Here is a 20,296-nt window from a genome sequence, read left to right as displayed (position 1 = left end):
TGCCACAGACGGGACCAGGCACGGAAATGCCTGAGACGGAACTTCCAGGGACGGAAGCTTCGGAGACGAATCTGCCCGAGACCGAAGCGGCGCAGCTGGTGCCTTTGGCGGAACTGCACCTGCACATTGAGGGCACACTGCAGCCGGAGCTGATCCTCGAACTGGCCGAACGCAACGGCATCACCCTCCCGTACTCAGGCCTGGAGGAGCTCCGGGGACTGTACGAGTTCACAGACCTGCAGTCCTTCCTGGACCTGTACTACGCCAACATGGCGGTGCTGCAGACCGAGCGGGACTTCGCCGATATGACCCGCGCCTACCTCGCCCGCGCCGCCGCCGCGGGGGTCCGGCACGCGGAGATCATGATGGATCCGCAGGCCCACCTGTCCCGCGGCGTCAGCCTGGAAACCTGCGTCAAAGGGGTGGCGTCGGCGCTGGCCACCTCCCAGGAGGACTTCGGCATGTCCACCCTGCTGATTGCCGCATTCCTGCGGGACCAGTCCGAGGAATCCGCGCTGGAGGTCCTGGACGGACTGCTGGCCATGAATGCCCCCATCGCGGCCATCGGCCTGGACTCGGCCGAGGTGGGCTACCCGCCGGCCAAGTTTGAGCGGCTGTTCGCCAAAGCCCGCGAAGCGGGCCTGCGGCTGACCGCGCACGCAGGCGAGGAGGGGCCGCCGTCGTACATTATCGAAGCGCTGGACGTCCTGGGAGTGGAACGGATTGACCACGGCATCCGCTGCATGGAGGACCCCGACCTGGTGGAACGGCTCGTGGAGGACCGGATTCCGCTGACTGTCTGCCCGCTCTCGAACGTGCGGCTGCGTGCCGTGGACACCCTGGCGGACCATCCGTTGCCGGCCATGCTCGCCGCCGGGCTCAACGTCTCCGTGAACTCCGACGATCCGGCGTACTTCGGTGGGTACGTAGACGACAACTTCTCCCAGCTGAAGGCCGTTTTTGACCTTTCGGACTTCGACAGGGCACGGCTCGCGGCCAATTCCATCCATTCGTCGTTCGCCTCCGAGGAGCGCAAAGCGGAGCTTCTGGACGAGCTGAACGGCGGGTAGCTCCGCGGGGTTCCGGCTCGCTACACTAGTGCCCGAGCGCGTCCGGGAAGAGCCCGGCGATACTCGGGATTTGCGCTCCAGGGTTGAGTAAACAGCCCCGTAGCCGAGACTCCTGCCTCAGTTCTGCTGTAATCCGCGTCATAGTCGGTCACGACACGCAGAGTTAACCAATTCAAGTCGCGCGATTTAACAGGGTCTTGGCAGGATGCCTAGTGACAGATCGCATTACGCAAGGGGAATCATGGCCAAGTCCATCGCAGATAACACCGACCTCCGACTCAAGACCGTGCTGCACGTCCTGACGGAAGGCGTATGGTCCGGCGGTTCACTCAATGCCGGCGAGGTTCTGGCGGAAGCCACCGCCCGCGTGCCGTTCAGTGATCACGAGGCCACGCTGCTCAGCGGTGGCATTCCGCGTGGACACAAGACGCTCACGTCCGCCACGGCCAAGCTGGTGAAGGCCGGCTGGCTGGTCAAGGGCCGTTCCGGCTGGACCATCACCGATGACGGCATGCGCGCCACGGTCGCCTTCCCCGATGCGGATTCCTTCGCCACAGCGCTCGACGCCGGCACTCCGGTTCCTGCCGACGTCGCCATTCCGCCGGCGCCGGCACCGGCAGTCAAGGCGGCTCCCGCCAAGAAGGCCCCGGCAAAGCGGACGCCCGCTAAGAAGGCCGCCGACGCTGTCGGGAAGGCCATTGAGGACGCCATCGAGGACGCCGTAGAGCCCGTGGTCAAGGCCGTCCGCTCGCGCAAGGCAGCGCCCAAAACTGTAGCTAAGGCTGGGACCAAGGTAACGGCAGAAGCGCCTGCTGTGGAGACTTTCCCGCAGCCCGAGGCCATTGCGGTTGCCGGCGACTTCAACACCATCCTGGGCGCGCCGGAAAACTGGGCCCCGCAGTACGACGAGGCCCAGCTGACGCTCGATGCCCTGGACCAGCTGTGGAAGATCAGCGCCGACCTGCCCGCCGGCTCGTACACCTTCAAGATCGCCCTGAACCGGTCGTGGGACGAGAACTACGGCGCGTTCGGCACGTTCGATGGCCCCAACCACGAACTGCACCACGACGGCGGCACGGTCACCATCCGCTACGACCACCGCACGCGGGACATCACCATCAACTGACCGGACCCGCCCCCGCCTGCTGAGTTTTCGTCCAGATAACGGCATCTGGGGGCGGATTTTGGGTCGGTATCTGGACAAAAACTCCGGAGTGAAGCAGTGTGGAAACCGGTCGTCCTGGCCGGTTTCCACAGCACTGTTCCCACAAAGGAGATGCAAAAGTGACCCTACCTTCAGGCCTTACCTCGGGCGTCTGGACGCTGGACATGTCGCACAGCGAGATTGGCTTCACTGTCCGGCATGCGGGCATCAGCAAGGTCCGGGGACGTTTCACGGACGCCTCGGCCGAAGCCCGCGTTGGCGCATCCCTCGCCGACGCTTCGCTTCACGCCACGGTCAAAACGGCCAGCTTCGATTCCGGCGACGCCAACCGCGACGGACACGTCAAGGGCGCGGACTTCTTCGATGTGGAGGAGTACCCCGAGATGACGTTCCGGGCCACCTCGGTGGAGGGCGACGGCGAGGATTACACTCTCACGGGCGATCTCACCATCCGCGGAATCACGAAGCCGGTGGAGCTGGAGGTCGAGTTCACCGGGGTAGCCGTGGACCCCTTTGGTGCCACCCGCGCAGGATTCTCCGCGGAGTGCGAAATCAGCCGCAAGGAGTTTGGCCTGACCTGGAATGCTGCCCTGGAAGCCGGCGGCCTGCTGGTCAGCGACAAGGTCAAGATCAACGTCGAAGCTGCGCTGGTTAAGCAGTCCTGACGGCCATGAGGTTTTCCGGGCGACGGGATGACTCCAGCCGGGACATCCCAGGCCGGGACATCCCTGGCCGGGATAATCTGCGCCGGGATAACGGCGATATCCGGCTCTCTGCCCGCGTCTTTGGCGTGGTGCAGGGGGTCGGATTCCGTTTCTGGACGATGGGCAAGGCCGACGAACTGGCCCTCAAGGGTGTGGTGAGGAACCTCGACGACGGCTCGGTGTCCATCGTGGCTGAGGGGCCGGAGCAGCAGATCCAAAAGCTCCTGGACTGGCTGAGGTCGGAGAACGCACCCGGCCGGGTGGAACGCGTGGAGGAGTCAATCTCCGCGGCCGACGGATCGTTCCGGGATTTCAGGGCCCGCTGAGAGGGCCCCGCTGACTGGTTCCGCCGAGAAGGCCCGCGCGGGAGCGGGCTATGTGGAAGTTGGTGACGTTCTTTCGGCGCCGTCTGGAGACTATGGGGACGTTGCTTCGGCCAAAGTGGCCTGGCGTTCTTTCGGCCCCGGCGGATAGGCGTGCCGCCGTCCGGCAAGGATCAGCACAAACGCGACGACGGCGGGGATTGCGGCGGCGGTCGGGATCAGGAGCGGCCCCGCGATGGTGAGGGCGGCGGCGCCGAACATCGCGCCGATCATGATCCCGATCTGGATGGTCAGCACCGTCAGCCCGTTGGCGGCGTCCCTATACTCGCCACCGGCCCGGAGGATGGCCGACTGGTTGTAAATCCCCATCGCGCCGATGCCCGTGCCCCAGACCAACATCAGGACCAGCGTGACCGGCAGCGCCAAGGCCGGCAGGACGCTTCCCACCAGCGGGAGCAAGGCCACGGACACTACAACGCCGGCGACAGTGATCAGGAGCCAGCGTCGCGGCCGGGAATCCACGGTGATGCCAGCGATCCAGATGCCCACCAGCCCGGCAACACCGAGAACACTGATGGACAGCGGGATGCTGAAGTCAGGCAGCCGAACCTCGCGCAAGAACGGCGCAATGTAGGTGAACAAGGCGAAATGGGCCATAAGCATCAGCGGCCAGCCAACGGCGACAGTCTTCACTCCCGGCTGGCCGATCGCCTTGCGGATGGATGGGTGCGGAGCATCGGGGATGCGCCGCACTGGGGGAAGCAGCCACACGGCAAGGAGCGCCAGCACCACCCCGGAGGCGGCCAGGACCAGGAACGCCGCGCGCCAGCCGACGATGTTGCCCAGGGCGGTGCCCACCGGGGCGCCGATGGCCAGTCCCAGGCTGTTGCCGCTGAACACGATGGCCAGTGCCTTGCCCACTTTGTGGGCGGGGACGATCCGCGTCACAAACGGGGCCATGGCAGACCACAGCAGGCCGTGCGCGATGCCGCCCACCACGCGTGAGCCCATGGCCGCGCCGAAATCGGAGACGATGGCCACCAAGGCGTTGCTGGCCGCGAAGAACAGGATCAGCGCGATGAGCAGGTAGTGGCGCGGGACCCGCGACAGCAGCAGCGATAAAGGGATCACGGTGACCACGATGATGGCCGCATAACCGGCCGTCAGGTACCCGGCGGTCGCCTCGGAGACCCGGAAGTCGGCGCTGATCTGGGGCAGCAGACCGGAGGGAAGGAGTTCAGTGGTGATGGCGGTGAAGCCGATGGCGGCAAGGACTATCAGGGCGCCGACAGGCAGCCTGTTGCTCTGGGAGGTCACGCCACGAACTTACCTTGATTCAGCGGTGAGAACACGGTTTCTCAGAGTGTTGCGCGGCTGTGAGTAAGAACACTGTGGATACCCGCGCTGAGGCCGATGAAAGCGCCAAGTTCCTCAAGCAGCGCCGGTTTGGCCGGCATGTAATTCGTGAGCTCGGGGGAGCGGATGATCACGGCCCGCCACTGGCCCCGCGACACTGCCACGTTGATCCGGTTCCGGTTCAGCAGGAATTCGGCCCCGCGGGGAGCCTCGGAAACTGCGGAGCAGGCCATGGACACCAGGACCACCGGCGCCTCCTGGCCCTGGAACTTGTCCACCGTGCCCACCCGGACACCCGGCAGCCCGGCGTCGTGCAGGGCCTGCCGGATCAGCTGGACCTGGGCGTTGTAGGCGGCCACCACCAGGATGTCTTCCGGGTTCAGCGGCCTGGCCGGCTTGTCGTCGCCGGGAAGCCATTTCAGCCCGATGTGCCGCTGGGCCTGACTGACCACCTCGGCAGCTTCCTCGGCGGAGGACTTGGTGTTCCCGCTGTGGTCCACAAAGACTGTTTCCACCCCGGCCGGCAGTTCCGCGAGGCTGCGGAGGGATGCCGCAGGCGCAGCCTCGAGTTTTCCGTCGTAGCTGAGGACGGACACGGCCCGGCACAGGTCCGGGTGCATGCGCCAACTGTCCGCCAGGAAGTAGCCCAGTTCGCCGGGGAGGGTGGCGTGCCCGGCAGCGAGCCAGCCCAGGGCGGACTCGTCCACGGGCTCCGGGTGCGAGCCCTGCGTAACCTGCGGCAGCTGCTGCGGGTCACCGAGGAGCAGGAGCCGCGTGGCCGCGCGGGCCACGGCCAGGGTGTTGGCCAGCGAGAACTGGCCGGCCTCATCAATGACCAGCAGGTCCAAGGATCCAGCGGGGACGGACCTGCCTGTCATGGTCCAGGCGGTGCCGCCCACCAGGCAGCCGCCGGGGGAGGCGAGCAGCGCGGCGACGTCGTCGTCGGACGTGCGGTGCCACAGCACGGGATGCGGGGCGGCCAGCTTCTTCGCCACCCGCGCCGGATCCACACCGGCGGTTTCGATCGCGGTGCACAGCATGTTCTCCACCACTGCGTGGGACTGCCCCACCACCCCGATCTTCCAGCCCTGGTCCACCAGCCGGGCAATGACATGCGAGCCGACGTAGGTCTTGCCCGTCCCGGGAGGGCCCTGCACGGCAAGGTACGAATGATCGAGGTCCAGCAGCGTTGCGGTGATCGCCGTGACGTAGTCCGCTGCATCGGCCGCGTCCTTGCCGACGGCGGCGGGACCCGGCATCGAATGGAAGCGCGGCGGCACCTTGCGCAGGATGTCGACGCCGGGGTGTTCCGGAAGGACGGGGACCGAGGCGCCGACCCTCTGGGCCAGCTCGGCCAGGGCAGATTCGATGCTGGCGGTGCGGATGGGCTGGTCCTCGGTGAGCGCCTCCGGAATATGCGGGTAGGCGGGGACCTTTCCTGTTTCCCGCTCTTCGATGGTGATCATGGTCTGGCCGGCCACCCGCGGGTGGTCCTCCACAGCGGTCACCAGCGTGCCAAAGGTGAAGCCGCGGCCCGTGGGGGTTCCCAGCGGATCATCCAGGCCATCAGGGACCGGGGAATCGTAGAGCCGGCACCAGGTGCTCCCGGGTTTGAACTCCGACCCTTCGCTCATGACTCCGGTCAGCCTCAGCGTGCGGGTGCGCATCCGGGCCGTGGGCTTTGCGAGCTCCCAGTCGGTCAGTATTTCCGCGGTATCCACTACAAACACGTTGCGGTCCTCAGACCAGTGGTCGATCTCGGACTCGGTGCGGTCGAAGTGTTCCCACCAGAACTGCTTGCGCTCGCGGCGGTGGTATCCGGTAGCTGCCGCCACCATGGCGATGGCCCGTTCGTCGTTGGTCCACGGCCGGTTGTCCGGGAGGCCGGCCAGGTAGGCCTGCAGGCGGCGTTCCTCCGGTGTTGGTTCGGGTTCCGGAATTGGTGGCGGGGCAGCAACGGCGGACGACGGCGCCGGCCGCCCGCCGTCGTCGGCTGTTCCGGTTGACGCCGCGCGTGAGGCAGACGTCCCGCGCAGACCCAGCAGCCAGTCGCGGAGGCGGAGGGTGGAGAGGCAGTCGTACTCGTTGTAGTCGGAGATGGAGGCCAGGATGTGGGCGGCCGCGGCGGCGTCGCCGTCGTCCCGGGCGGCGCAGTAACCGGCATACGCCACCACGGACGCTCCGGCGTCCTTGACGTCCCCGGAGCGGAGGTTGCTGCCCATGTACAGGGGCTCGAGCTTCTTGATGGAGTAGGAGGGCTCGGAGATCCGCAGCGAATGCCGGGCGGTGGCGTAGAGGTCCACAAGCAGGCCGTCGCGGAGCCAGTTGTCCACGATGTCCTCGCCGGCGAGGTGCGTGACGGACAGGTTCCGCAGCGCTGATTTCTCGTAGGCGGCGTAGTGGTAGACGTGCATGTCGGGGTGCCTGGCCCGGCGCTCTTCCACGTAGGCGAGGAAGTCCAGGAAGGCCTGCCGCTCCTCGTTGCGCGAATGCGCCCAGAAGGGCCGGAACACGGGCTTGTCGGCGGCGTGGGCGTCAGCAGCGTTAGCGTCAAACACGGGCGCCTCGATGACGCCGAACAGGTACTCCAGCCCCCACTTGCCGGTGGCGGGGTCCTGCCAGAGGGGATCGCCCTCGAAGTCGAAGAAGATGTCGCCGGGGCTGGGCCGAGGGATCTCCCCCAGGGCGTTCTCCGGCAGCACCTTGAACGTGACGGTGTGATCCTCGCCGTCCTTGGCGAAGGTACGGGAACCGTCCGGAACGTCCCGGCCCAGCTGCATCCTGGCCTGGTCGCGGAGCCGGGCCACCGAGCCGGTGGCCTTGCTGAGCGGGAGATCCGCCAGTGCGTCGATGGTGGTGATGTGGTCGGCGATGAGTTTCTTCCGCCGGAGGGTGGTCATGCCGCCCACCATCAGGAGGTCCCGGTGGGACTGGACCTGCTCGGCGCAGTAGTTGCACCGCCCGCAGAACGCGACGCCGGGCTGCTGCCACTGCACCGCCGAACCGGCCTCGCGGTGGGCGGTGGTCAGGGCGCGGAAGCGGTCGCGGCGCTCGCGGAAGACCGGCAGCAGGTCCGCTAGGGAGTGGTGGCTGCGGACGTAATCGCCGTCCATCACGGCGCCCAGCACCAGCGTGACCCGGGGTGACGGTTCCAGTCCCATGCCGATGAGCTGGTCGCCGTAGGCGGCGAGTTGGAGGAGCGCGCCCACCTTGGCGTGCCGTGCCAGCTTGGTGTCCCACACCTCGTAGCGTCCAGGATTGCCGGTGCCGGCTGCCTCGTTGACGATGAAGTCGGCGTAGCCCAGGAATTCGCCGTCGAAAAAAGTTGCCTGAAAGACGACATCGGCCCCTGCGCGGAGCGCGAGTTCCGTTTCAGCGTGCTTGGCCAGCAGCTCGCCGCGCGTGTTTTCCCCGCGCTCGATCGAGTACACCCCGGCCCCGCGGCTGGCGTCCCAAGCGCCGTACTGCGCGATCAGGCCGGCCAGGACCTTGGCCTCGTGCTTGTCACCGAGCGCCCCGGCACGGCGCTGCATTTCGTCGTCGGGAAACTGCGCCTTGGGGGACCGGCCCAGTTTCTCGTCCAGGATGCGGAGCGTGCGGTACTCACATTCGCTGGCGGCCACCAGATCGCTGGCGGAAAACACCAGGTCCTGCTGCGCGCTGGGGCGGGGATCAGCGAGGCGCGGATCAACAGTACCGGGATCAACGCTGGCTGGATCGAGCAGAAACACGGGGCCTCCCCATTGACGTGCCTGGCCGGAGGGCAGTTCCCCTGGCGCTGGTTTGAATCTAGCAAGAGGGGCTGACAATAAGGCCCCCGGCTAGTCCTGTGCTGCCCGCACCTGCGCGTCGTCGTGCTCGGTGTGGGCTTTGCGGAGGAGGTCCATGAATTCGGTTTCGTTGCGGATAAGCCGTTTGTACTTCTCCGGCAGGCTGCGGATCTGGTCTTCCTCCCGGACCATCCGGGCGAAGAGCTTGTCCCGCTCCGCCATGTCCGTTTCGTAGTTGAGGTCCAGGTATTCGGTGGCGTGCCGTTTGGCGCCGGAAACCGCGTTCTTGGCCTTGCCCTTGGGGCTGAAGATCGAGGCCAGGACGGTGACCGCCAGGACGCCCAGGATCACGGTCAGGGACACGCCGGTGCTGACTTCGATGACGTTGACGTGCTCGCCGTCGTTGATGAACGGCAGGTTGTTCTCGTGCAGGGCATGCAGGATGAGCTTGACGCCGATGAAGCCGAGGATGGCGGCGAGACCGTAGGCAAGGAAGATCAGCCGGTCCAGCAGTCCGTCGATCAGGAAGAAGAGCTGGCGCAGGCCCATGAGCGAGAACGCGGTGGCCGTGAAGACGATGAAGACGTTCTGCGTGAGGCCGAAGATGGCGGGGATGGAGTCCAGTGCAAACAGGATGTCGGTGCCGCCAATGGCAACCATCACCAGGAGCATCGGGGTGAGGACGCGCTTGCCGTTCTCATGGGTGAAGAGTTTGTCGCCATCGTAATGGGCCGACGCCGGGAGGTACTTTTTGGCGAGCCTGACCACCAATCCTTCGGAGTCGCCGTCGTGATTGTCCGGCTTGAGCAGGTTCCCCGCTGTGATCAGCAGGATCAGGCCGAAGATGTAGAACACCCACGCGAAGCTGTTGATCAAAGCGGCGCCAAGGAAAATGAACGCCGTCCGGGCGATCAGCGAAAACACGATGCCGAAGAGCAGCACCTTCTGCTGGTCCGCACGGGGGACCTTGAAGCTGGCCATGATGATCAGGAACACAAAGAGGTTGTCCACGGACAGTGCCTTCTCCGTGATGTACCCGGCAAAGTACTCGGTGCCCATAGTGGTGCCGCCGAACAACAGCACGCCCAGGCCAAAGAGGAGGGCGATCCCCACATAGATGGAGGACCAGATGGCCGATTCCTTGAGGGTGGGGGTGTGGGCCTTACGGACATGGAAGAAGAAATCGAAAGCCAGCAGGCCCACAATTCCCGCGATGGTCAGGGTCCAGACAAAGGGAGGGACGTCCATCAGTCCACCCTACCTAGGCGTTTGCCGTTAGTCCTGCTTGACTTGGATGACCCCCTTAATAAGGGTGGACTGGGACCGTCACACCGCGCTGAAAACCGGTGCGCTGCCGATGTGAGCTTGAACCAAGGAGAGTGCAACGTGGCACGCAAGAACCCGCACGTAGAAGAGGCCAACGAGGCTGACATCGAGGTCAGCGGCCACCCCAAGACGTGGGCCGCCGGCGTCCCGGGCGTCTACCACTCGTTGGAGCCGGCCGTGCAGCACATGGGCCTGGTCAGGACCGGGAAAACCCTGCTTGCCCTGAACCAGAAGGACGGTTTCGACTGCATGAGCTGCGCGTGGCCGGACCCGGGGCACCGCAAGACGTTCGAGTTCTGCGAAAACGGCGCCAAGGCTGTCACCTGGGAGGCCACTCCGGTGGTGATCGGCTCCGAATTCTGGGCCGAGAACCCGGTCAGTGAGCTGCGGCAGCGGTCCGAGTACTGGCTGGGGATGCAGGGGCGCCTCACCGAGCCTGTCCACAAGCCAGCGGGGGAGGACCACTACCGGCCGGTCAGCTGGGAGCAGGCGTTCACCATCGTCGCCGAGAAGCTTAAAGGGCTGTCGAGCCCGGACCAGACCGCCTTCTACACCAGCGGCCGGACCTCCAACGAGGCCGCGTTCCTCTACCAGCTGTTTGTCCGGGCCTACGGGACCAACAACCTGCCGGACTGCTCCAACATGTGCCACGAGTCCTCTGGCTGGGCCATGGGCCAGACCATCGGCATCGGCAAGGCCACCATCTCCTACGATGACTTCGCCAAGGCGGACCTGATCATCGTGATGGGCCAGAACCCGGGCACCAACCACCCGCGGATGCTGACCGCCTTGGAGGAAGCCAAGGAGGCGGGAGCCAGCATTGTGGCCGTGAATCCGCTGCCGGAAGCGGGCCTGATGCGCTACAAGAACCCGCAGAAGGTCAAGGGGATCATTGGCCGCGGCACGGAGATCGCCGACCAGTTCCTGCAGGTCCGCATCGGCGGGGACATGGCCCTGCTCCAGGCCGTCTCCAAGCGGGTCCTGGACGCCGAAGCTGCGAATCCGGGCACGGTGCTGGACCACGCGTTCCTCGCCGAACACTGCCAAGGTCTGGAGGAGCTTCGCGAGCACCTTTCCCAGCTGGACGAGGCTGCCGTGCTGGCGGCCACTGGCCTGCGGACCGAGGATATCGACGAACTCGCAGACCGTTATCTCAGGGCGGAGAAGGTGATCATCACCTGGGCCATGGGCATCACCCAGCACAAGAAGGGTGTGGCCACCATCAAGGAGATCATCAACCTTCTGCTGCTCCGGGGCAATATCGGCAAGCCCGGCGCCGGTGCCTCTCCCATCCGCGGCCACAGCAACGTCCAGGGCGACCGCACCATGGGCATCTGGGAGCAGATGCCGCCGGCATTCTTGGACGCCCTCGGCAAGGAATTCAGCTTTGAACCGCCGCGCGAACACGGCGTCGACGCCGTCGAAACCATCAGGCAAATGCGCGACGGCGGCATCAAGGTTTTCGTGGCCATGGGCGGTAACTTCGTGGGAGCCATTTCGGACACCCACGCGGCGTTCGCGGCGATGGAGAACACCGAGCTCTCGGTCCAGATTTCCACCAAACTCAACCGCTCGCACACGGTCACCGGCGCCGAGGCGCTGATCCTGCCCACGATGGGCCGCACGGAGATTGACATGCAGGAATCGGGTCCGCAGTTTGTGTCCGTGGAGGACACGGTCTGCGCCGTGCATGCCTCACACGGGACGGTGGAGCCGGTGGCGCCTGGCCTGCTGTCCGAAGTGGCCATCGTCAGCAGGCTGGCCCAAAAAGTGGTGGGTGACTCCGTGCAGGCGGACTGGGCCGGGTTCGAGAAGAACTACGACCTCATCCGGGACCACATCTCGCACGTGGTCAGCGGCTGCGAGGACTACAACCGGAAGATCCGGCAGGACGGCGGTTTTGTGCTCCCGAACGGGCCACGGGATTCGCGGACGTTCACCACCCCGACGGGCAAGGCCATGCTCACCGTAAACGAGCTCGAACATATGGAGCGGCCGGCCGGAACGCTGATCCTGCAGAGCATGCGCTCGCACGACCAGTTCAACACCACGATCTATGGCAACAACGACCGCTACCGGGGCATCAAGAAGGGCCGCGAAGTGGTGTTTGTCAGCCCTGGGGACCTCGCCGAACTGGGACTCAGCGACGGGCAGCACGTGGATATCCACGGCGTGTACCAGGACAACGTGGAGCGGGTGCTGCGGAACTTCCGGGTGGTCTCCTACCCCACGGCGGCCGGCTGCGCGGCAGCCTACTACCCTGAGGCCAACGTGCTGGTGCCGCTGGACAGCGTGGCCGAGGGCAGCCAGACGCCGGCGTCGAAGGAAGTGATCGTCCGGCTGGAGCCGGTAGCCGGTTAACGGTGGGGAGCGAGACCCGGTGGCCGGGGCTCCCTACTGGCCCGTGTCCGCCCAGCCCCCAGCCGCCGGGCCGCCGTCGTGCCCGTCCTCGCACAGCCGGAAGGCGACGTCGGCCGCCTGGGTGACTGCCGCCGTCGACTTTTCCTTGGATCCGGCGCTGCCGTTGCCGGCGGCGAGCCCTGCGGCGTAACCCACCAGGAACGTGGTGACCGGTGCAGCCGCATGGATCACCGAGCCGGCAGACTTCCTGGCCAGATCAAGGAGGAGTTCCTGATCCACCTCCAGGTCCAGGATCTGCAGTGCCTGGGCCAGTCGCTGGGTCCACTGGTCCAGGACCTGGGCTTCGTTCTCGTCAACAGTCATGTTCGCTCCTAGGTTGCCGGTTCGCTGCTGGTGGGCGGCAGGGGGAGTCCTGGCCCATTGCCAACGACACTACAAGGCCTGGGCGGCTGCGTCACCGGGCTGCGGCAGCGTCCTTGACACTCCGTTTTGCCCTGAGGAATATCGAAGGTGCCGGGGCAGTTGGCGGTCTCTTGGGAGTTCAGTTGCTGACCGGCCCCGTGAAGGGACGTGGGTGCAGGCAGTCGTTCATGGATTCAGCTCCTCCGGCCTTGCGGTCGCCGTGGCAGCGGCCGCGCTGCTGGCCTCGCTCGCAGGCTGCACCAGCGCCCCGGATCCGCCAGATCAGCAGTCCCCGACTGTTCAATCCTCTCCGGCGACGGCGACGGCGACGGCCCCGAAGACGCGGGCCTTTGTTGCTGTGCTGGAAAAGTACAGCGAGGAAATGCGCGCAAGAGGAGCGACGGCCGTCATCATCCAGCTGAAGTCAAGGCTGGGCGAATGGTCCTCGGCCGAAGGCATCCGCAGCCTTGAAACCCAGGAACCCGTGCAGTTGAGTGACCAGACCCATATCGGCGACATCACCACCACCATGGTGGCGGTGTCCGTCATGAAGCTGGTGGAGGAGGGAAAAGTCCTTCTGGATGACCCTATCCAGAAGTACCTGCCGGACTTCGAGAACATCATCAAGCCGCCTGGACCCATCACCATACGCAGCCTCCTCAGCCACCGGTCCGGGATGCCCGACTATTGGGTATCGCCCATCCACATAGTTGACGGGCCCTTCACCCATGAACAACGTGTGTCGTTCGTTGCGGGCATGCCCTGGACCGGCGGATCGGGCAGCCTGTACAGCTACTCCGGCACGAATTATTCGGCGTCAGCCCTCCTCGTCGAGAAGCTGCGGGGCAAGGACATCGGAGAGGTCATTCACGACGACAACGTGGTGCCCTTGGCGCTGCAGGACACCCTGATGACGGGGGAGCAGCCGGGCCCGCAGCGGATGCTCCACGGCTACACCCGGACGGAAACCGGCGAGCTGGAGGACAAAGCGCTCGCTCCTTTCCACACCGGTTCCCCCGACACCGGGATGATTTCCACCGTCCCGGAACTCAACACCTATTTCGCGGCCCTGCAGAAAGGGACCCTGCTGACGCTCCAAAGCGTGCAGGAGATGCATCATCCAAAGTACGAAACGTTCGGCCTTGGCCTTGTGAGGCAGTACGACGAGTGCTCCAATAATGACTATTTTGGCCATGTCGGCGTGGTGCGGGGATATGCGGCACTCGCGCTGATCAGCGCAGACGGGTCCCGGCAGGTGGCCATGGCGGTGGCCCGTGAACCCGTCCCGGACCCCGTTGGTTTCGAAGACTGGCGGTCGCTCGAGATGGCCGAAGCAGCCGTGAACGCGCTCAATCTGGCCTGTTAGCGGGAGACGAAATAAGGGCGGGGGGGTACCGAGGTTAGGCTGTACGAGAAGCCGAACCGAGGAGATCCCGTGCACGATGTCACCATCCGCCACAACCCGGAGCGCCAGCGCTTCGAAGTGCTGACCGGCGGGAACGTCATTGGTAAAGCCGTGTACAAGGAGTACGACGGCGGCGGCTCGCCGCAGCGGATTTTCTACCACACGGTGATCAATGAGGAATACGGCGGCCAGGGACTTGCGGGCAAGCTCGCCAAGGTGGCGCTCAATGAAACGGTTGAGGAGGGCCGCGCCATCGTCCCGGTCTGCCCCTTCATCAAGAAGTACGTCCGCAAGCACCCGGATTACGCGGTGGCCGCGGTGGCCATCACGCCGGTGCACCTGGAGTTCTTGAACACCGCATTGGCCCCGCGCGCTCGGGCGTAGCGGTCAGTTGCCGGCCGCGCTCAGCCGAGCCGGGCGTTGACCGCGGAAGCAGAGAAAACTTGGTTCACCAACAGGGAGGACATCCCGCGGATTCCGGCGTCTTCGCCCAGGGCTGCAAGCCGGACGTCAAGGTGACGCGTGGCCCGGGGTAGCGACATGGGGTACAGCGTTTCGCGGATGCCGCCGATCAGCGAGGACGAGGCAAGGTCTCCGGCAATGAGCAGGACTGCGGGGTTAAGCAGGCACACCACGGTGGCCATCACTTCGCCCAGCCGCCGGCCCGCTTCGTGTGTCAGCCGCATGGTGTCGACGTTTCCCGCCAGCAGCTGCTGGCGCACATCCCGCCCTGAGGAAGCCTCGATGCCGAGGCCTGCGAGCTCGCGGGCGATGGCGCCTCCGCTGGCTCCCGCGGCCAGGCAGCCGAAGGACCCGCATTGGCACCGCAGCCCAGCGAAAGCAGGATGGCGGACATGGCCTATGTCGCCCGCGCCGCCGTCGACGCCTTGGTAGATCTGCCCGCCGATGACCAGCCCCGTGCCGATGCCGGTGGAAACCTTCACCAGGCAGAGTGAGGTGACGCCGGCAAAGCCCGCGCTGTATTCGCCGACAGCCATCGCGTCCGCGTCGTTTTCCACCAGGACCGGAACCGGGAACGCGTCCTGGATGAACTCCACGATCGGGTAGGCGTCCCAGCCTGGCATGATGGGCGGCTGGCTGGGCCGGAGGGTGTGCGGATCCACCGGGCCGGGGATGGAGACGCCCACCCCCGAGACCTTCGACGCCGGCGTCTTGGACCGCTTAAGGAGTCTGTGTCCCGCTTCGATGATGCCGTGCAGGACTTTCTCCGGTCCGTCGTCGACCGCAATATCCAGGGGCTCATCGGCCACGATGGCCCCGCTGAGGTCGGTGAGGGCGACGCGGGTGGAGGTTGTTTCAACCGACGCTGAAATCGTGCAGGAGTGCTGGAGGTTGAAGGCCAGGTCAGTGGGGCGGCGTCCGCCGGATGGCCTGGCAGTGCCGGCCTCGCGGATCAGTTCGGCCTTCAGGAGCGCATCCACGCGCTGTGCCACCGTCATGCGGGACATGCCTGTTTCCTCCTGGAGGTCCCCGCGCGTCCGGGCTTTACCCGACCGGATCAGTTGAAGGACGTCCCCTGGTCCCACGTACATCTGCGGCTCCTACGGTTGAAAGGCACTTTGGCAATCCTAGGTGCTCCTGAGGTGGAGGAGGCACAACCTGCTTGCGCCCGTGTCGATTGACTCTGCAGCTAATGCTAGACAGCTAGACAACATTTGGATAGCCTTTAGGCACAAGTCCCGGCTTTGTGACTGCGCTCACGGCCGGGAAGTTTTTCAGTACCTGTTTGCTGGCCCGGCCGAAGCGGTCCGGGCCAGACGGAAACGGGGGCCCAGCGCGCGAATCCGCGGCACCGTTTCCGGGGCCGCCGAAGACAGGAGCATCGAAGTGATGAGAACCAGAGGCCGCTCACAAGTGGCCGTGATTGCGGCAGCGTCGCTGACCATGGCAATGCTGGCAGGCTGCACACCCAACGAAGGTTCGAATGGCGGCCAAACCACTGGCGGCACGCAGGCGATCACCGTCTGGACGGCGGACACCCTGCCGGATCGCGTCGCCAAAACGGAGGAGATCATCGCCAAGTTCACCGCCGCCACGGGCGTTCAGGTTGACCTGGTGGGCGTGCCGGAGGACCAGTTCAACCAGGTCCTGACCTCATCCGCTGCAGCCGGGGACCTCCCGGATGTCATCGGCTCCATTTCACTTGCGCAGGTCCGCACGCTCGCCGCTAACGACCTGGTGGACCCCGCAAGCAACAAGGCGGTCATCGAGAGCCTGGGTGCAAGCACATTCTCCGAGCGGGCCCTCGAGCTGACGCGGGACGGCGACCAGCAGCTGTCGGTCCCCGACTCCTCCTGGCAGCAGCTCCTCTACTATCGGAAAGACCTCTTCGACAAGGCCGGCATTGCGGCACCGAAGACCTATGACGACATCAAGGCAGCGGCGCAAAAGCTGGACACCCCGCAGCTCGCAGGCCTTGCGGCAGCCAATAAGCCCGGCGAGGCGTTTACCCAGCAGACCTTCGAACATATTGCGCAGGGCAACGGGTGTGAAATGGTCAATGCCCAGGGGGACATCACTTTTGACAGCCCCGAGTGTGTGGGTGCCCTTGAGTTCTACCGCGACATGCTGACCCAGTACTCGGTTCCGGGCGCCCAGGATGTGGACACGGTCCGCGCTTCCTACTTCGCCGGCCAGGCAGCCATGGCTATATGGTCCACCTTCATCCTGGACGAGATGGCCGGCCTGCGTGACAACGCCAAGCCCACGTGCCCGGAGTGCGTTGCCGATCCTGCCTTCCTCGCCAAGAACACGGGCGTCGTAACAGGTATCCAGGGACCCGACGGCGAGCAGCCAGCCCAGTTCGGCGAGATTGTGTCCTGGACAGTCATGAAGGACTCTGCCTCGGATTCCGCGAAGAAGTTCGTGGAGTACTTTATGACCGACGGCTATGTTGACTGGCTGTCCATCGCCCCCGAAGGCAGGCTTCCGGTCCGTGCGGGAACGGCGGACAAGCCGACTGAATACTCGGACAAGTGGAAGACCATGCCCGCCGGTGTGGACCGGAAAGAACCTCTGGGCAACTTCTACTCCGAGGACGTCCTTTCAATCCTTGAGCAGGGTCCGGATGACCTGAAGCGCTGGGGCATCACCCAGGGCCAGGGCGACCTGGTGGGCGCAGCCTTGGGCGAACTGCCCATCGCCAAGGCGGTCAGCGACGTCACTTCCGGCGGAGTCGATCCTGAAACCGCAGCCAAGCAGGCCGCGGAATCCCTTCGCTCCATCCAGGGTTCGCTGAAGTGAGTTCGGTCAAAAAAGACGTTCCTGCCGGGCCGGCGGCATCAGCCGCCGGCCCGCGGGGGCGCCGCATGCTTTCACCGATGGCCAGGGAGGAGCAGCGGGCCGGACTTACGTTGCTTTCGCCCACGCTGGTCCTGGTCCTGGTCATGGTGGTTCTCCCGATCCTCTGGACCCTGCTGCTTGCGTTCCAGCGAGTGCGGATCCTGAATATCCGTGCCGCCGGCATCTTCGGCCCGTATACGGTGGCCAACTTCGACAGCGTGTTCTCGAGCAGCTTCTTCACGTCGCTCGGCACTACGCTGGCCTACTCCATCTTCGGCACCGCTGGGGCGATCATCCTGGGGCTGATCGCGGCACTGGCCCTCCGGAAGCCGTTCAAGGGCAGGACCCTGATCCGCGCGTCCATGCTGATCCCTTACGTATCACCCATCGTGGCCGTGACATTTACCTGGACCACCATGCTGGATCCGCAGTTTGGCCTCATCAACTATTGGGGAAAGCAGCTGCTCGGCTGGGAGGAATCCATCCCGTTCCTCAGCGAGCGGGCCAGGGAAGTCTCCTTCCTCGGCCTGAACTTCGAAATCCCCACAGCACTGATTGCCGTTATCGTTTTTGAAATGTGGCGGTCCTTCCCGTTCGCCTTCCTGTTCCTCACTGCCCGGATCAACGCTATTCCGGACAGCTTGGAGGAGGCCGCCAGGGTGGACGGGGCAACCCCCATCCAGCGCTTTGTCCACATCATCCTTCCGCAACTGTTGCCCACCATCGCCATGCTGTCCGTCCTGCGGTTCATCTGGACGTTCAACAGCTTTGATGACATCTACCTGCTCACCGGCGGTGGCGGCGGCACCGAAGTGGTGGCCGTGACCGTGTTCAACTTCCTGACCGCGCGCGGCGATATCGGTGCCGCGTCTGCCCAGGCGCTGGTGCTGGCCGTAATCCTCGGCCTGATGGTCGGAATCTACATCAAATTCTTCGGCAAGAAAGAGGAGGTCTCCTGATGGCTGTCCCCGTCGAAACGAGACGCCCGGCCTCCCCGTCCCGGCCCCCGGAGGGTTCGCGCTGGACGCGGGACGTGATCGAGACCAAGGTCTTCGGTGTGCTCCGCTGGGTAGTGATCGTGGGCCTGGTGCTGGTGACGCTGTTCCCGTTCTACTACATGTTCATCCTCTCCATCAGGCCCCTTGACTCGCTGCTGCGCGATCCCGGCTCGCTGGCCATTCCGTTCGGCGAACTCGATTGGAGTTCCTACCGCAACATCATGACTCCGCAAGAGGACGGCGGCCAAGGCTTCCTGAGGTTCATGGGCAACAGTGCCATGGTGGCGCTGGGAACGGTGCTGATTTCGCTGCTGGTGGCCATTCCAGGCTCCTACGCCATCAGCCGGCTGAACTTCTTCGGCCGCCGCCAGATCAGTGCGCTGTTCCTGGCCGTGTATCTGTTCCCCAGCATCCTGCTGGCCATCCCGCTGTTCACCTTCTTCACGCGGCTCGGCCTGCGCGGCCAGCTGGTGGCGCTGCTCATCGTGTACGTGGCCCAGGTCATCCCGGTCACCATCTACATGCTGCGCAATTACTTCGACACCATTCCCACCAGCCTGGAGGAAGCCGCGGCCCTGGACGGCTGCAGCAGGCTCGGCGTGCTGCGCCGTATCAGCCTGCCGCTGGCCATGCCGGCCATCATTTCCAACGGCCTGTTCGTGTTCATGATCGCGTGGAACGAGTTCCTCTTCGCCCTGCTGTTCCTGGTGAACACCCGTTCCAACTGGACCGTCTCGCTGGGCCTGTCCCAGCTGGCCGGCAGCATTGAAGTGCCCACCACCGTGCTGATGGCCGGTTCGGTGATCCTCACGCTGCCCATCATCATCATCTTCTTCGCTGCTGAGCGGCTCCTCACCGAGGGCCTCACTGCCGGCGCGGAGAAAGGATAATGGCGGGCGATTCGGCCGCAAGGCCGTCCACTCCGACTACTGGACGCCGTCCTGCCCGGGCAACTGGACAACGGCATGGTGCCGCACATGCGGTACGGCGGCGCCGGCCCGGACACCTGGCTGGGCCCGGCGCCTGCAAACCGCGCCACATTACGCGTTCGGCAGGATCTCGGCCAGCGGGACCCGCCGTTGTTCGAGGGCGGAGAGGGCCACCGCCTCAACCAGCGCCTGGACGTGTACTGCCCGCTCCACATCGACTGTTACCGGGGTGCCCAGCCGGACGGCGTCTGCGAACTCCCGCCGCAGGGCAGGCCAGCATTCGGAGTGGTCCATCCCCTCGGTGGTGTAGTCCAGGCTGCCGGCTGTTGAATAGACGCTGAGCGTGGTTCTGGGCCGGGGCAGCCGAACGGAGCCGGACAGGCACGCCTGGCCGGTGGCGCCGTCACGGTGGAATGTGGTCAGCGTGACATAGTCTTTGCTGCCTTCGGCGCGGACTGCCTGGATCGGTCCGGCGGCGAGTTCCATGAGGTCCAGCAGGTGCGGGCCCAGGTCGTACAGCACGCCCAGCTCGTCGCGCCAGCCTTGGCTGGCTTTGCCGGCCGGGAATCCGGTGTTGAGGAATCCTCCGTCAAGGAATCCGCCGTGGAGGTACGTGCCGGTGATGCCGAGGACGGCCGCTTCGCTGCGCAGTTCCGTCGCCTCCGCGAGGAAGCTGCGGGTCCGTTGGTGGTAGCGCTTGGTAAGGACGACGGCGTTTGCCGCCTTGTTGCGGCGTACGGCGTCCGCCACGGCTACTGCCTGCTGCAAGGAGGCGCCCAGCGGTTTCTCGAGCAGGAGTGCCAGGCCGGCGTCGGCGGCGCGTGGGGCCAGTTCGGCCTGCACCGGGGGCGGCACGGCGAAGTCGACGGCCTCGCAGGACGCGAGCAGCTCTTCGAACGTGCCGAAAGCCCGCACGCCGTGCTTCGCTGCAAGCGTCTCGGCGGTGCTCCCGCTCGCGGACCACACGCCTGCAAGTTCGGTCTCGGCGCCTGCGCTGTGCAGTGGTGCGTGCATGGTTGCGGCCCATTGGCCGGCGCCCACCAGCCCGACTTTCACAGCCCGATAGCGGGCAGGGGATTGACTCGCGGAGGCGTCGGAAACCATGTGATGAAGATACTGCAGATTCTGCCTAACGTCTATACACAAGTAGGCTAGTTGTTATGCTAATGTCGTTTGCATCACAG

The 20,296-nt window shown here is 65.3% G+C and carries 16 protein-coding genes; 10 read left to right on the top strand and 6 right to left on the bottom strand.

Annotation, left to right across the window (positions count from 1 at the left end; translation table 11 throughout):
• Positions 1 to 26: 26 nt before the first annotated feature.
• The 4 genes from ACX80M_RS12675 to ACX80M_RS12660 all read left to right on the top strand — a co-directional run bounded on the left by ACX80M_RS12675 (position 27) and on the right by ACX80M_RS12660 (position 3,265).
• Positions 27 to 1,070, top strand: a complete 1,044-nt coding sequence (locus tag ACX80M_RS12675) for an adenosine deaminase (RefSeq protein ID WP_374209876.1) — start codon at positions 27 to 29, stop codon at positions 1,068 to 1,070.
• Between the two features lie 241 nt (positions 1,071 to 1,311).
• The gene (locus tag ACX80M_RS12670; RefSeq protein WP_459309776.1) at positions 1,312 to 2,196 is read left to right on the top strand and encodes a pullulanase X25 domain-containing protein; all 885 of its coding nucleotides are present in this window, start codon (positions 1,312 to 1,314) and stop codon (positions 2,194 to 2,196) included.
• A 158-nt stretch (positions 2,197 to 2,354) separates the two neighbouring features.
• Entirely contained in the window at positions 2,355 to 2,900 is a 546-nt protein-coding gene (locus ACX80M_RS12665) for a YceI family protein (RefSeq protein ID WP_248762204.1), read from the top strand.
• A gap of 59 nt (positions 2,901 to 2,959) precedes the next feature.
• The gene (locus ACX80M_RS12660) at positions 2,960 to 3,265 is read left to right on the top strand and encodes an acylphosphatase (RefSeq protein WP_374209875.1); all 306 of its coding nucleotides are present in this window, start codon (positions 2,960 to 2,962) and stop codon (positions 3,263 to 3,265) included.
• Between the two features lie 90 nt (positions 3,266 to 3,355).
• Here ACX80M_RS12660 and ACX80M_RS12655 read toward each other — a convergent pair whose 3' ends face one another.
• From ACX80M_RS12655 to ACX80M_RS12645, 3 genes are all read right to left on the bottom strand, one after another.
• On the bottom strand, positions 3,356 to 4,579 hold the full coding sequence (locus tag ACX80M_RS12655) for an MFS transporter (RefSeq protein ID WP_252599360.1): 1,224 nt from the start codon (positions 4,577 to 4,579) through the stop codon (positions 3,356 to 3,358).
• Between the two features lie 41 nt (positions 4,580 to 4,620).
• Entirely contained in the window at positions 4,621 to 8,349 is a 3,729-nt protein-coding gene (locus tag ACX80M_RS12650) for a TM0106 family RecB-like putative nuclease (RefSeq protein WP_459309775.1), read from the bottom strand.
• Positions 8,350 to 8,439: 90 nt separating this feature from the next.
• A complete protein-coding gene (locus tag ACX80M_RS12645) occupies positions 8,440 to 9,636 on the bottom strand; it encodes a TerC family protein (protein ID WP_459309774.1) in 1,197 nt (398 codons plus the stop codon).
• 138 nt (positions 9,637 to 9,774) lie between these two features.
• On the opposite strand from ACX80M_RS12645, the gene ACX80M_RS12640 reads away from it, so the two are divergent.
• Complete coding sequence (locus ACX80M_RS12640) at positions 9,775 to 12,075, top strand: FdhF/YdeP family oxidoreductase (RefSeq protein WP_252599358.1); 2,301 nt, start codon at positions 9,775 to 9,777, stop codon at positions 12,073 to 12,075.
• 33 nt (positions 12,076 to 12,108) lie between these two features.
• Here the strand turns inward: ACX80M_RS12640 and ACX80M_RS12635 are convergent, their stop codons facing one another.
• Positions 12,109 to 12,438, bottom strand: coding sequence for a DUF6457 domain-containing protein (locus ACX80M_RS12635; RefSeq protein WP_248762200.1), 330 nt, complete (start codon positions 12,436 to 12,438; stop codon positions 12,109 to 12,111).
• A gap of 211 nt (positions 12,439 to 12,649) precedes the next feature.
• Between ACX80M_RS12635 and ACX80M_RS12630 the strand changes: the two genes are divergently transcribed.
• Both ACX80M_RS12630 and ACX80M_RS12625 read left to right on the top strand, forming a co-directional pair.
• Positions 12,650 to 13,843, top strand: a complete 1,194-nt coding sequence (locus tag ACX80M_RS12630) for a serine hydrolase domain-containing protein (protein ID WP_252608844.1) — start codon at positions 12,650 to 12,652, stop codon at positions 13,841 to 13,843.
• 69 nt (positions 13,844 to 13,912) lie between these two features.
• Positions 13,913 to 14,266, top strand: coding sequence for a GNAT family N-acetyltransferase (locus ACX80M_RS12625; RefSeq protein WP_252599354.1), 354 nt, complete (start codon positions 13,913 to 13,915; stop codon positions 14,264 to 14,266).
• A gap of 20 nt (positions 14,267 to 14,286) precedes the next feature.
• On the opposite strand, the gene ACX80M_RS12620 is transcribed toward ACX80M_RS12625, so the two are convergent.
• Positions 14,287 to 15,435: an ROK family transcriptional regulator gene (locus ACX80M_RS12620; protein ID WP_252599353.1), complete on the bottom strand. Its 1,149-nt coding sequence runs from the start codon at positions 15,433 to 15,435 to the stop codon at positions 14,287 to 14,289.
• Positions 15,436 to 15,733: 298 nt separating this feature from the next.
• Between ACX80M_RS12620 and ACX80M_RS12615 the strand changes: the two genes are divergently transcribed.
• From ACX80M_RS12615 to ACX80M_RS12605, 3 genes are all read left to right on the top strand, one after another.
• On the top strand, positions 15,734 to 17,146 hold the full coding sequence (locus tag ACX80M_RS12615) for an ABC transporter substrate-binding protein (protein WP_252608843.1): 1,413 nt from the start codon (positions 15,734 to 15,736) through the stop codon (positions 17,144 to 17,146).
• Positions 17,147 to 17,223: 77 nt separating this feature from the next.
• Positions 17,224 to 18,144 (top strand): carbohydrate ABC transporter permease, encoded by a 921-nt coding sequence (locus ACX80M_RS12610; RefSeq protein ID WP_459309773.1) that lies wholly within the window; start codon positions 17,224 to 17,226, stop codon positions 18,142 to 18,144.
• The gene (locus tag ACX80M_RS12605; RefSeq protein WP_252613398.1) at positions 18,144 to 19,073 is read left to right on the top strand and encodes a carbohydrate ABC transporter permease; all 930 of its coding nucleotides are present in this window, start codon (positions 18,144 to 18,146) and stop codon (positions 19,071 to 19,073) included. Before ACX80M_RS12610 ends, ACX80M_RS12605 begins: the two co-directional genes overlap by 1 nt.
• A 150-nt stretch (positions 19,074 to 19,223) precedes the next feature.
• On the opposite strand, the gene ACX80M_RS12600 is transcribed toward ACX80M_RS12605, so the two are convergent.
• Complete coding sequence (locus ACX80M_RS12600; protein WP_459309772.1) at positions 19,224 to 20,216, bottom strand: Gfo/Idh/MocA family protein; 993 nt, start codon at positions 20,214 to 20,216, stop codon at positions 19,224 to 19,226.
• Between the last annotated feature and the right edge of the window lie 80 nt (positions 20,217 to 20,296).

It is taken from the genome of Pseudarthrobacter sp. MDT1-22 (genome assembly GCF_054511035.1).
The sequence above is the reverse complement of the archived record's forward strand: the minus strand, read 5'-3'. Positions and strand labels throughout refer to the sequence as shown.

Coding starts and splice junctions, on each gene's coding strand:
- ACX80M_RS12645 (WP_459309774.1), bottom strand. CDS start 9,636: ATGGACGTCCCTCCCTTTGTCTGGACCCTGACCATCGCGGGAATTGTG.
- ACX80M_RS12635 (WP_248762200.1), bottom strand. CDS start 12,438: ATGACTGTTGACGAGAACGAAGCCCAGGTCCTGGACCAGTGGACCCAG.
- ACX80M_RS12610 (WP_459309773.1), top strand. CDS start 17,224: ATGGCCAGGGAGGAGCAGCGGGCCGGACTTACGTTGCTTTCGCCCACG.
- ACX80M_RS12615 (WP_252608843.1), top strand. CDS start 15,734: ATGAGAACCAGAGGCCGCTCACAAGTGGCCGTGATTGCGGCAGCGTCG.
- ACX80M_RS12670 (WP_459309776.1), top strand. CDS start 1,312: ATGGCCAAGTCCATCGCAGATAACACCGACCTCCGACTCAAGACCGTG.
- ACX80M_RS12675 (WP_374209876.1), top strand. CDS start 27: ATGCCTGAGACGGAACTTCCAGGGACGGAAGCTTCGGAGACGAATCTG.
- ACX80M_RS12620 (WP_252599353.1), bottom strand. CDS start 15,435: ATGTACGTGGGACCAGGGGACGTCCTTCAACTGATCCGGTCGGGTAAA.
- ACX80M_RS12605 (WP_252613398.1), top strand. CDS start 18,144: ATGGCTGTCCCCGTCGAAACGAGACGCCCGGCCTCCCCGTCCCGGCCC.
- ACX80M_RS12600 (WP_459309772.1), bottom strand. CDS start 20,216: ATGGTTTCCGACGCCTCCGCGAGTCAATCCCCTGCCCGCTATCGGGCT.